Raw genomic sequence first — 12725 nt, forward strand, 5'->3', positions numbered from 1 at the left:
AGCCCGCGCCCGGCCCGTTCGAGGCCGAGCGAGAGGCCGCGCGCCGCCAGGCGCTGAACGCCCTCAAACGGGCCAAGCGCGCCGCCGACAAGGCCGGCATCACCCTTTCCGAATGGGAGGGGGAGTTCATCGAAGGCGTCTCCGACCGCATCAAGACCTATGGCCGCGCGTTCGGCGATCCCGAGAAGGGGGCCCCGGGCCAGGCCCTGTCGTCGATGCAGGGGCGCAAGCTCAAGGAGATCACGGCCAAGGCCAACGGTGAGGCGCCGAAGCGGCGCTGGGGGCGGAAGCCGCCATCGAGCGACGGCGAGTGATCCGGTTTCGTCCGGATCGTCCGGACGAAAACTGGCGGACAAAACGGACGAAGCGGACGAAACGCGAAAAAGTCGTTTTAATTCAGAAATCTGACGCGACCCCTGATTCGTCCGTTCGACAGGGAGGCGGACGTACCGCCCTCTCGCGACGTGCCGACTGTTAAAAACCCGACGGGCAGGTGGGAAGGCGGGCATTCGACCGCAAGGGGAAGATAAGAATAAATTCATCGCCGTCCAGGCCGCTGTCGGACCGTTGGCGATGACTGCGTTCGACCCAAGGCGGCGGCTAGGAATGTCCGCTCCCGGTATTGACCGACTGGATTTCAGGCACACGCATCGACCCGGCCGGCCGCGGCCAGACAACCGCGTCGACAACTCCCACCTTTCGATCCGAAGACTCCGACGCCAGCAGCAGCGGTTCAAACCCCAGGCCTCAGCCCAGAGGCTCCCGACCACCCATGCGAGGATGGCGAACACCTTCAACACCGAACACCGATCTGATCGACGGACCCGCCCTTCACCGCTTCCGCGCCGCAGCCGATTCTGCCGGATCTGCTGCGTTGGCCTGATCGAGTCTTGGGGTAGGGGGCTTCAGCCGACGAGAGCTGACTGACTGCGCTGATCCTTTCGCCCGGCCCTAGAAGGACTTCCTCAGGTTCACATACCAGTAGCGGCTGTACGGCGTGTAGACGGTGCCGAGATAGCCGTCCGACGCCAGCGGGGGCTGTTCGTTGGTCAGGTTGCGCACGCCGACACGAACCGCAGTGCCGTCCAACGCACCGGCCTGGTCGAACTCGTACTCGCCGTACAGATTTCCGGTGATCAGCGAGTCGACCACCCAGATCTGGTTCGACGGGTCGAGCAGTGCGTCTTGTTCGACGCTGCCGGTATAGGAGGTGAACGCGCCAACGGAGATGTTCTCGTAGCGCCATGTCGCCGACAGGGACCACTTCCATTCCGGGCGGCTGTTGTTGCGGATCAGGTTGCCCGCGCTGCCTGCGAATGAAATCAGCGGATCGATCTGTCCCTCGGCCTTGGCATCGATGAGGCCCTGAATGCCCGGCGACGGCTCCAGATAGAAGGTGAGCAGGTGTGAGGCATTCAGATTGACGTTGAAGTCCCCGAAGCGTGTGCCGTTCAGGTTCCACATGGCGCCAAAGTCGAAGCCCTCAACCGTCTGGGGCTGAAGGTTGTCGTACAGATCCTTCACGTAGAGAATTTCCCCTGCGGGCGCCAGGCCCGTGCCGGCGAAGATCCTGATGTCGTCGGCTGTCGGGGCGGCGCGAACGACATTCGGGTTGGACAGTCCCTGTTTGCGCAACAGATAGTCCAATGTCAGCGCATTCTGGCCGCGGAATACGCCGACCATCCCGGTCTGCTCGACCTGCCACCAGTCCGCCGTGAAGGTAAAGTCTCCGATGCCTGCCGGGGAAAAGTCGGGCTGGATCACCGTGCCGAACGACAGGGTTTCGGATTCTTCCGGCTGCAGGTCCGGGTTGCCTGCGCGCTGTTCCGCCACCAGGCGGCGCACGCGGACGGTGTTGATCGAGGCGGTGTCGGCAAAGCCTGGAACCAGTGTGGGCGTCGCGCCGCAACCCGCAAACGAGGTCATGGCTCTGCGACGGATCAAGGCTTCGCAATAGATCCAGTCGGTGCTGGAGTTGGAACGCGTTACGATCGTGGCGTTGATCTGCTCAAGGTTGGGCGCCCGGAACCCCTGGGCCCAGGAACCCCGGAAGCGGATGCCGTCGACCATGTCCCAGGCCACGGCGACCTTGGGCTTGGCGACGTCGCCGAAGTCCGAATAGTGCTCGAAGCGACCGGCGATCTGGCCTTCCAGGCGATACACCAGAGGAATGTTCATCTCGGGCGAGACGATCGGAACGGCGAACTCGGCATAGGCCGAATACACATCGCGTTCGCCCGCGGTGTCCGGGCTCAGCGACGAGTTCACGAGGTCGCTGTAAACCGCGCCAGACGGGTCCGTGTATGTGATTGTGCCGTCGATACGCTGGTCGCGGTCGTCCAGTTGGGTTTCTCGACGGGCCTCGACGCCGGCGGCAAAGCCAAGATCGCCACCGGGCAGGCGGAACAGGTCCGGGCGCGACACCTTGAAGTCCCCGAGGGCCAGGGTGGTTTCGGAATACCGCCGCATCTTGACGCGGATGGCGTTGAGAGCGGCGGTGCTGCTGGGGGTTCCGTCGCCGAAGCTGAAGTTGTTCAGGTCGCCGCCGTTGAACGGGTTGTAGGCGTCCGCGGTTGAAAGGGCGAGCTGCCTCTGGAGGGCGGTGTTGGAGACGTTGTCACTGATGTCTTCGGCGCTTGCTTCAGAATAGACGAGGGCGCTCTCCCAGTTCCATCCGTTCCAGTCGCCGCGCAGCCCGCCCAGCAGTCGGTACTGGTCGTTGGTGACGTTGACCTCGATCGGACCGAGGTCCTCGAAGCGATAGCCGCTGAGCAGAAGATCGACGCCTGCCGCAGGCGCCGTGATTCCGGTCAGCCGGTTCGGGTTCACGACCCCGTTGATCAGCGTTGCGCCGAAGGGATTGTAGAAATTGGTCCTGGGGATGGTGACCACGACCGATGACAAGGTGCTGATCGGCGCCTGGAAGGCCGTGGTTTCGGCATGGTAATAGCCCAACTCGCCGAAGGCCTCGACGTTTTCGTTGAGGTCATACCTGCCGGTGAGGAAGGCGTTCAGACGCTTGACTTCGGGCATGACGGTAAGGCCCTGGGCGGCGGAGTCGCTGAAGAGCCGCGAATCGATCACCGTGCCGGACCTCACGCAGATGCCGTCGGCGGCCGGTGCAGAACACCCGGTGAAGCTGGCGGGTTGCCTGGAGAAGGCCGTGAGATTGGAAGTAGCGCCGGCCAGACGGACCGTTGCGCCGGTCGGCCTGAACAGGCCCCAGGCGGTCAGGGACGAGCGGCTGTTCAGCGTGGCGGCGTTTTCAAAACCGGTACCGGTGAACAGCGCGCGCTTGTCAAGGGAGGCGGTGTAGTCCTGGTCGGTCGTCTTGAGTTCAGACCGGTCGTCGTAGTTCAGGAAGAGCGAGATATTGCCCTGTCCTTCGGCAATGTCGCGGCCGCCGTACAGGCTCAGATTGGTTTCGGAGAGACCGGTTCCCTCGGCTGCGCCATACTGGGCAGAGACCGTCAGGCCGTTCATGTCGTCGCGCAGCACGGTGTTGATCACCCCGGCCACCGCGTCCGCGCCATAGATGGCGGCAGCACCGTCGCGGAGGACCTCCAGGCGCCTGAGGCCGCTGACCGGTATGGCGTTGGTGTTGTAGGTCAGGACCGGGACCAGCTGCTCGTTGGCCTGGGAGGTCGGGTGACCGACCACGCGCCGGCCGTTCAGCAGGACGAGTGTGTTGCCGATTCCAAGGTTGCGAAGATTGACTGAGCCCGTGTCGCCTCGCGCCGAGTTCGAGCTTGCGGGCAGGAATGAAGAGTTGAAGGTGACATCGCCCATTTGGGGAATCGAGCGAAGCAGATCGTCGCCCGACGTCGCGGCTGTGGCCAGGATCTGCTCCTCTGAGACGACCGTGACCGGAAGAGCCGCCGTAACCTTGGCACCGCGAATCTGCGATCCCACGACAATGATCTCATCGACCTCCGTGGCCTGTTCCTGAGCCTCCTGGGCGAGGGTCGGCGTCGTCCAGCCCGCTATCATGATGGCGGTTGTCGCCAGCATGAACGATCGGGTCGAGCGACGAGACAGGGACGGGCGCATGGACTTCAATCCTGAGGTTTGAAAGGACGCCCCGATTTCCCTCCGGACGGCCACCGTTGAAACCGGGCGATCGCCCGATCTTGAATCACGACCTCGGTGCGACGTCGCGACTCCCGTACGAGGACTAGAAGCCGCCACATTCAGGCCGTCAACGGTGAAGGTTGAAAATTGTTGGCGTTCAACAAGATCTCGCTGCCCCGGGCACGTTATGCTGTGTGACCAGCCTTTTCCGCAGAGATCGGCCATCTCTGCATGAAAACAGGGTGGCTTTCAGACTCCAGCTGAATAATCCTCGGCCCGATTTTTGAGCAATTGTGGCAGGAATGACTATGTCGGGTGGACGATCGAAACTGCTGATCCTGGCCGCTGCGGCCATGCTGTTTTCCGGCCATGTCTTCGCTCAGGAGGTGGCGGCGCCGGTTCGTCCCGGAGCGGGCAGCGGCGGCGATATCGTCAGCTATGGCCAGATCCACAGCCCCACCGTCGGGCGCGGCGGCATGGTGGTCAGCCAGAGCACTCTGGCCACACGGGTGGGAGTTGAGATCCTGAGGCGCGGCGGCAATGCGGTGGATGCGGCCGTCGCCGTGGGGTTCGCTGAAGCTGTTGTCCTGCCGCGTGCCGGAAACATTGGCGGCGGCGGCTATATGCTCATTCATATGGCGGCGACGGACGAACGTCCCGCCGCAGACCTGGCGATCAATTACTATGGCGTGGCACCGCAGGCGACGACGCCGGATTTGCTGCTGGACGACAACGGCAGGTTCGATCGCAGCGCGCCGTCAGGATTCCGCAACGTGTCCGTTCCCGGCACGGTCATGGGGATGTGGGAAGCGCATAGACGGTTCGGCAAACTGTCCTGGGCCGAAGTTCTCGCACCGTCCGTCGAGATGGCGGAGGAGGGGGTCGTCCTGTCCGACGGCGAGGCCGAGGCAACGGCAGGACGGGCCCTGGTTCTGGCGCAGGACCCCGGCGCCCGCGAAGCCTATCTGAAGCCGGATGGCACGCCCTACCAGGCTGGCGAACTGTTCCGTCAGCCGCAACTGGCATGGAGTCTTCGCCAGGTTCAGGCGAACGGACCAGACGGCTTCTATCGAGGGGAACTCGCCGATCGCATCATTGCGGGCGTCCGCGCGGGCGGCGGCATCATGACGGAGCAGGATCTGGCAGATTTCCGCGTGGTGGTGTCGGAACCGATCTGGTCGACCTATCGGGATCACCGCATCGCCTACATGCCGCCGACGGCATCGGGGGTCAGCGTGGCCGAGACCCTGAACCTGCTTGAGCATTTCCCCATGCGCGACCTTCGCTGGGGCAGTGTGGACAGTCTCCATCTGATTTCCGAGGCGATGAAGATCAGCTCGTCCGACCGGCGACTGATCGGCGGTGAGCCGCAATGGACCACTCCGGCGCAAGGCCTGGCCAGCAAGGCGTTCGCGGCGGAACGGGTAAGGCTCATCTCGATGGACCGCTCTCTGTCTGCCGCCGACATTCCGGAGGGCAATCCCTATGTCTACGAGAGCCAGGACACGACCCACTATTCGGTCGCTGATGCGCAGGGCAACGCGGTCAGCAACACCTTCACCCTGTCGAACTCCTATGGCGCCCATGTCGCCGCGCCGGGGACAGGGATCCTGCTGAACAACTCCATGGACAATTTCGCCTGGGGCAGCACGGCGGCGAACACCATTGCCAACAGACCCGCTCCGGGCAAACGGCTGGGATCGACCATCACGCCCATGATCGTCTTCGACGAGGACAAGCCCTGGCTGGTCACAGGGACGCCGGGTGGCGGCTACATCATCGCGACGATGGTCCAGCTCGTCGTCAACGTCATCGATCATCAGCTGAACATCGCCGAAGCCGCCATGCGTCCGCGGCTGAATCAGGGGGGCGGCGACAGCCCGCTGGAACTGGAAGGCGGTTTCTCACCGGACATCGAGCCTCTGCTGGAAGCGCGCGGCCACGTGATTCGACCCTCCATGACGATGGGCAGCACCCAGTCGATCATGATCGAAGGCGACCGGTTCCTCGGTGCCGCCGACACCCGCAGGCCGGACGCGCTGGCCCTGGGGGTCAGGTGAGAGACCGTGCCGCATCCGCACTCGCGGCACCGTTTTCTGGAATGGGGCCTGGGCGCCAAGAGGGCAGCACGGGATGACCGGGTCTGGCGCTGAGCCGCCCCCGGTCTCGTTCCAGACGCAGGTCCTGCGGACATTCAGCACGGCCGCTTTCAGGGCGCACCACGCACTGCAAAGCCGTGCAAACGCTCTTGTCCGTCACGAACCCGCTGGCTGCCGGAGCCAATCGAGGCCGTGCACCCCGGCCTTCGCCAGGGTGCGCGGGTCGACTGCCTAGAACAGGATCTTGCGCAGGCTGATCGAATAGACGCGGCCCTGGGGGTCGAGGAAGTCGGGCTGGTAGTTCAGCGGGACCGTGCCGGTCGAGGAGGTCACTTCGGTGCGGGTGTCGAGCAGGTTCTGGATGCTGAAGGTGACGCGGGTGCCCTTCAGGATCGGGAATTTCTCGACCCAGCTGGTCCTCTGGGTCAGGTCGGCGAAGACGGTCACGTTGACCGTGGTCTGGTCGCTGAAGGCTAGGTCCGAGCCGCCCGCGCCGCCGTCGACACGGGTCGACTGGCGCCAGTTGGCGTTCAGGAAGGTGCCGAAGCCGTTGCGGAAGACACCGCCCTGGACCTGGATCTCGTTGCGGGGCGTGCCGCCGCGGGCGCCGGTCGCGTCCCCGTCCAGCAGGTCCAGTTCGGGCAGGCTGTCGCGGATGCTGACCGTGTCGGTGAACCGGACCGTATGATAGATCGACAGGTTGAAACGACCCTGGCCCGGCTGCATGCCGCCGCCCCGGCCGCCGCCGCCCGGTCCGCCCGGTCCGCCCATACGGACCTGGGGTCCGCCGGCACCCGGAGCCCCGCCGGCGCCCGGAGGCGGACCACCGGCGGGACGGCCGCCGCCCATCATCATCATCATGCCGCCGCCGCCCATGGCGGCTGCAGGGTTGGGCGTGCCGAATGAGCGCGAGAAGTTGAATCCGGTGCGCAGCTCCGACCGTTCGGTGCGGGCGAAGTTCAGCGGCCTGGCGTCAAGGGCGATCAGGTTGCCGGTCGCATCGCGGGTGAACCGTTCCGGCAGGGCCGCCTCCAGGTCGGCCGTGATGGTCGGGAAGGCGATGATCGCGTCATTGACGATGGTGCGGGTGTAGTTGGAGCTGACGGAGAAGTCGCGTTCCGACCACGGGCGGAGGTTGAAGCCGAGCGCCAGGACCTGACGGTCTTCGGGGTCGAGGTTCGGATTGCCGCCGCTGACGCGGGTGATCTGGACCGTCCGGCCGGTGCGGAAGTCGAACACCGAACTGTTGGGCGTCGAGATGGTCGGGTCGTTCAGCTGCTGGATCGTCGGCGCGCCCTCTTCATCCTTGTAGCTGAAGCTCAGGGACAGGGGATTGACCGGGGTCCAGTTCAGGCCGACGCCCAGGGTGACGAGGCCGCCGATGTCGGACGCCTCGTCATAGCCCGCGTTGGCGGTGGCCGAGAGGTCGCCGAGACCGGCGAGCACGTTATTGCTGCGGCTGGCGATCGGCAGGGAGAAATTCACAGTGCCATAGGCGCGGTCGCGGCCGATGGCCCGCTCTGAAAAGACGCCGCCCAGGGTGCTTTGCGAGCTCAGGTCGCGGGTGTCGAAGCCGACCTTCCAGGTCGAATAGAGGCCGCCGGCGGGGGCCTGGAGCAGGTTGCCCATGACCACACCTTCCAGCAGGCCGCCGCTGGCGACCGAATTGGCGGAGTCGGCCAGACGGGTGAAGCTGGACGGGGAGAGGGCGCCGAAGGGGTTCAGCGTTCCGGCGGTGACGGCGGCTTGCGCCGCGGTGGCGCTGAGGCCGCGCCCCGTCGTGGTGTCCGTCTCGACCCGGTCGTAGGCGCCCTGCAGGGTCCAGCGCCAGTTGTCGCCGACGAAGCCGTCCAGCAGGAGGCCGAGGTTGGCGGTCGAGGTGTCGGTGTCCCGGGTGAGGGCGCCGGCGTCGCCAAGGAAGCGATAGACGGCGACATCGCGGCTGAAGGGCGAACCGTTGCGACCGGCTGGGGCGATCAGGGTCACGCCGGGCAGGCCGCCGTAGGCAAAGGTCGAGGCGTCGACGAGGTTCAGGCTGACCGTCCCCTTGGTCGTCGAGTTCAGATCACGCGCGATGGAGGCGTTGAGCGTCGTCGTGTCGCCGCGCGGCAGCAGGGTGCGGTAGTCGCTGAGGTTTCCGGTCCGCGGCGCGTTGGCCCCCGCGGCGAACTGGGCGAGTGTCGGATTGGCGACGCCGGGGTTGGCGGCGACCACGGCCGCCAGGGCCGGGTCGATCCGGGTCCCGTAGGGGATGCCGGCGACATTGCCGATCAGGTCGAACGGCTGGGAGCCCGGATCGCGGGTGATGTCGCGTTCGCTTTCGAACAGGGCGGTGTCGTGGAGACGTTCCAGGCTGACGTTGATGCGGGTGCCGTCGACGATGCTGAAATAGCCGGTCTCGGCCTCGGTCGAGTTGCGGCCGCCCTGGGTCGGGGCGCGGTTGGAAATCTCGGCCGTCGCCTGGCGGAATTGCGCCTTGAGGACGATGTTCACGACCCGCTGGTCGGCGGTGTAGCCATAGGTCAGGGCGACCTGTTCCGGCAGGATGTCCGTGCGCTCGATGGCCTCGAACGGGATGTTGCGGATTTCCTGGAAGCCGGAGGTGCGACGGCCGTTCAGAAGGATGACGGGGCCGCTGGAGCTGCGCGAACTGCGGGTCAGGGGCTCCAGAGCCGTCAGCAGTTCGGCGATGTTGGAGGCGCCGTAGGCGCGCAACTGATCGGCGTCGAGGCTGAGGTCGGGCGGAATGTCGCCCTGGACGGCGCCGCGCAGGCGGGTTCCGTCGACCAGGACGTCATCGACGACGTCGGCGTCGGCGTCTGCGGCCGGAGCGCTCGTCGGAACGTCCTGATCGTCGTCCTGCGTCGCCTCGGCTGCGCCCGCAGGCGTCGCCTGGGGAGAGGGGGGCGTGGTCTGGACCACCGGCGCAGTCTGGAGGGCGCCCGAGGCGAGGGCGTAGAGCAGGGCGGCGGCGATGGTCATGCAATATTCCGAACGAGGCGGGGAGAGACGCCCGCCGGTACTCAATCGCGCAAGGGGGCGAACGATCCGACGGCCTGATTATACGCCGTTCTCTTTACGATCCGTCGCGGCGCCAATGAGGCGCTTTGTTGCATGTGAGTGACGCAGAAGAAAACTGTGGTTTTCGGGTCACCCCGCCTCCTTGAGGCTCCCCTCCAGACCCTGTTCGCGGACCTTTCGGTACAGGGTCGAGCGGCCGATGCCGAGGCGGCGGGCGATCTCGGACATATGGCCGGCATAGACCTCGATGGCGTGCTGGATCAGATCCCGCTCGATGTCTTCCAGCGTCCGCAGGTGGCCGCGCTCGTCGAGGATCCGGATCGGCTGATCCGGCAGGGGCGGCAGGTCGGCGTAGTTCATGACCGCCGCGGACGGCCGGGCCGCTTCGGCCTCCAGCGGCATGGCGACGCCCGAGATGGCCGGGAAGTCGTGCGGCTGAAGGAACGGCGCGTCGGCCAGGACGATGGCGCGATAGATGGTGTTCTCCAGCTGGCGCACATTGCCCGGCCAGTCGAAGGCGGTCAGCAGGGCCAGGGTCTCGGGCGAGGCGCCGGCGATCCGCTTGCCCTCCTCGACATTGAAGCGGCCAATGAAGTGATCGATCAGGGCCGGGACGTCCTCACGACGGTCGCGCAGGGACGGGGCCTCAATCGGGAAGACGTTGAGGCGATAGAAGAGGTCCTCGCGGAACCGGCCCTCGGCGACGGCGCTAGACAGGTCGCGGTTGGTGGCGGAGACGATACGGACGTCGACCTTGACCGCGCGCTTGGCGCCGACGGGGTCGATCTCGCCCTCCTGAAGGGCGCGCAGCAGCTTGACCTGCATGTCCAGCGGCAGTTCGCCGATCTCGTCCAGGAACAGGGTGCCGCCGTTGGCCTCCATGAACTTGCCGAGGTGTTTGTCGGAGGCGCCGGTGAAGCTGCCCTTCTCGTGGCCGAACAGGATCGACTCGACCAGGTTGGCGGGCAGGGCGCCGCAGTTGACGGCGACGAAGGGCTTGCCGGCGCGGTCCGAGGCGCCGTGCAGGGCCCGGGCGATGACCTCCTTGCCGACGCCGCTCTCGCCTGTGATCAGGACCGGGATGGAGGATTTGGCGGCGCGGGCGCCGAGCTGTTTGACCATCTGCATCGGACGGCTGTCGCCGACCAGATCGGCGAAGGTGACCCGGCCCGCGACATGCTTCTTCAGCCGGCCGACCTCGGCGGTCAGCTGGGTCAGCTGCAGCGCATTGCGGATGCCGACCAGGATGCGTTCCGGGCTGGCGGGCTTGATGAAGAAGTCCTGGGCACCGGCCTGCATGGCCTTGACCACGGTCTCGATGCCGCCGTTGGCGGTCAGGACGATGACGGGGGTGGTGACGCCCGCAGTGCGGATCTCGGCCAGGGCCTCCATCCCGCTCATGCCCGGCATGACGAGGTCCAGCAGGACCACGTCTGCGCCGCCGCCTTTGGTCAGCCGGTCGATGGCCTCGCCGCCGGACCCGGCGTGAGCGACGATATAGCCTTCGCGATCCAGAACCGCCTGGACGAGGCGGCGCTGGGTCGGATCGTCATCGACCACCAGAACGGTCTTGGCCATTTGCGGACACCCTTGTTCATCACCGATCGGCCGGTCCTCGTTGCGACGGGACTGGCTCGTTTCGGGACGGTTTTAGGCCCGATGCGGTGAAGATCGGGTGAGAGGGCGTGGTGTGCGCAGGGTTAACGGGCGGGGGTTTGCGAGCTTCTCGGCGCTGTCGTTTCGCAAAGGTTGTTGGGGCTGAATCCCCAGGTTCCAAGCGTCGAGATGTCGAGCGTCGGCCAGGGATTCGGACGTGGTGTGAGATGTTGGTTTCGTAGGGCGTCGCGAGCGTCACCCCCGCCGCAGACTGCCGTATAGCTCCCCCGATCACGCCACGCGCCATCATCACCGCGCTCGAAAACGACCATGGCGAACTGATGGGCGACGAGAACGTCGTCCTTGCCATCGTTGTTCAGGTCGATCAGGCGCGCGACGCACCCACCTTGAGCGCGAGTGCAGTTGCGCATGGCTTCGGACGGCGGGACTGTGTCTCCAAACGGCGACGGGGACCCGTCAAGCATCTTGATGTCGAGACTGGCCGTAATCTCAGCGTCGGACGGAGCGCTGAAGGCCGACTCTTTCCGGGCAGCGCTGGCGAGCCGGGCGATGTCGGGATTGCTGGATCGCTCCAGCAAACCAAGTGCCCTGTCTCCGACCTTGCCGCTGCCGTTCTTAAGGAAGGCGTAGTCGAACTTGTCCGGCGCAACCTTGCCGTTGTTCAGGCGCGCGACCTGATCGCCGACCGACAGGCGGGCGGGGTCCGCCAGCGGGGTGAACAGGGCCAGGATGACGGCGACCACGAGGATGGCGGTGGCGACATTGGTCATCTCCAGCGCCTTCATCCAAGGCGAACCCTTGCGGATGAGGGGAAGGATCGCGCCCATACCGTAGCCGATCGCATAGGCCGCGCCGACGAGGGCGCAGGCGACGGCGATGATCCGGTCCGGCGTCAGGCCGTGCTGGCCGATGCGCAGGCTCAGACCCCAGAAGGCGATCAGCACCAGGGGCGTAAGCAGGATCGAGGCGACGCGGACGGCGACCCTGAGCACGGCGGGGGGCAGGTTGTCGGGACGGCCGTCCTGATAGGCGGCGTTGATGAGGATGATCAGGCCGCCCGCCGCCGAGAGGACCAGGGCGGTGGCGCTGCCGGTCTCCCACAGGCCTTCGAGCCCCGTGAAGGGCAGGGCGGCGAGGAAGCCTCCGACCAGGACGGTCAGGACCAGAAGCAGCCAGGACAGCAGCATCAGGGCGACGGTGCGGATGCCCCGGATCAGCCCGTCCCGGACGTCGGTCAGATGGACGGCCGTGGCGAAGGCGAGGCCGGTCAGGGGCAGGGAGAACCAGCCCTCCTCGATCAGGTCGCCGAGGAAGCTGAGGCCGATGATGTTGAACAGGGCGGCGCCGAGGAACAGCAGGAGCCAGAAGGCTCCGGCGAAGGCGATCGACAGGACCAGTTGCACCCCCGCCATCCAGGCGGCGTCGAAATAGGCGGGGAAGGAGGCGATCAGTTTGCGCTCGCGATCGGCCGGGACGATCAGATGGTGGGCGATGAACAGGGCCGCCGCCGAAAAGGCGAACAGGGGGAAGGTCATCTGGCGGCCGACGCCGCCGGCCTGACGCGCCACGTCATGCCAGGCGAGAAAGGCCAGGGCCGCCGCCGCGACGGCGCCCCAGATCGCCAGGGTCGGCCAGCGCAGACGCCCGACGCCGGCCAGAAGCGGCGGCGGCAGGAAGAGGGCGACCAGGACGAGGGGGCCGAAGGTCTCGGGGAAGCGCGAGGACCAGGTCACGCCCTCGCCCTCGGAGGCGCGGACCAGCAGATAGAGGGCGATCCCCTGGGCCAGGCCGATCACCAGCCTGACCAGACCGACGAGGCGGTCGTTCTGGCCCAGGTCGCTGCGGCCGGCGGAATCGGTGGTCGTGGTCATGGCGCGTGTCTCCCCGGGCCTGACCATGAACCGGGGCGCGGCGTCG

Annotated in this window: 6 protein-coding genes; 2 read left to right on the top strand and 4 right to left on the bottom strand. The window is 66.2% G+C overall.

Annotated features, from left to right (window positions below):
- Positions 1–53: 53 nt before the first annotated feature.
- The gene (locus tag Q0044_RS16985) at positions 54–314 is read left to right on the top strand and encodes an ATP-binding protein (protein WP_524536151.1); all 261 of its coding nucleotides are present in this window, start codon (positions 54–56) and stop codon (positions 312–314) included.
- 637 nt (positions 315–951) lie between these two features.
- Here Q0044_RS16985 and Q0044_RS06260 read toward each other — a convergent pair.
- Positions 952–4050: a TonB-dependent receptor domain-containing protein gene (locus Q0044_RS06260; protein ID WP_298160805.1), complete on the bottom strand. Its 3099-nt coding sequence runs from the start codon at positions 4048–4050 to the stop codon at positions 952–954.
- Positions 4051–4379: 329 nt separating this feature from the next.
- Here Q0044_RS06260 and ggt point away from each other — a divergent pair, with 329 nt between their 5' ends.
- Entirely contained in the window at positions 4380–6131 is a 1752-nt protein-coding gene (gene ggt, locus Q0044_RS06265; protein ID WP_298160807.1) for a gamma-glutamyltransferase, read from the top strand.
- 270 nt (positions 6132–6401) lie between these two features.
- On the opposite strand, the gene Q0044_RS06270 is transcribed toward ggt, so the two are convergent.
- From Q0044_RS06270 to Q0044_RS06280, 3 genes are all read right to left on the bottom strand, one after another.
- The gene (locus Q0044_RS06270) at positions 6402–9152 is read right to left on the bottom strand and encodes a TonB-dependent receptor (RefSeq protein ID WP_298160809.1); all 2751 of its coding nucleotides are present in this window, start codon (positions 9150–9152) and stop codon (positions 6402–6404) included.
- A gap of 168 nt (positions 9153–9320) precedes the next feature.
- A complete protein-coding gene (locus Q0044_RS06275; protein ID WP_298160811.1) occupies positions 9321–10769 on the bottom strand; it encodes a sigma-54-dependent transcriptional regulator in 1449 nt (482 codons plus the stop codon).
- A gap of 122 nt (positions 10770–10891) precedes the next feature.
- Positions 10892–12679, bottom strand: coding sequence for a DUF4153 domain-containing protein (locus Q0044_RS06280; RefSeq protein ID WP_298160813.1), 1788 nt, complete (start codon positions 12677–12679; stop codon positions 10892–10894).
- Between the last annotated feature and the right edge of the window lie 46 nt (positions 12680–12725).

It is taken from the genome of Brevundimonas sp., assembly GCF_027484365.1.
Lineage (GTDB): Bacteria > Pseudomonadota > Alphaproteobacteria > Caulobacterales > Caulobacteraceae > Brevundimonas.